Below are 274 nucleotides of genomic sequence, written 5' to 3' on the forward strand. Positions count from 1 at the left end.
GTTACCCACGGATTCAAGCCTGCGTTCGGCCAGCGTGGTTTAACGGGTCGCCTGAGATCAAAAGCAAAAGCGCGGCGGCCTTGGAGCCGACCGGCATCATTTGCCGGTCCGCGATCCAAATGTGGGAGGGGGCTTGCCCCCGATGGCGGCCTCGGGGCTGGCCGGGATGTTGGATTGGACCGAGTACATATCCGTTTCTGCGGTAACGGCTACTTAGGGTTCCGCCCTGACGGCGGGTCACTTTGGAAAAGCCCCAAAGTAACCAAAGGGCTCT

Origin of the sequence: Pseudomonas sp. 44 R 15 (genome assembly GCF_900004965.1) — a bacterium.
Classification (GTDB): Bacteria; Pseudomonadota; Gammaproteobacteria; order Pseudomonadales; family Pseudomonadaceae; genus Aquipseudomonas; species Aquipseudomonas orientalis_A.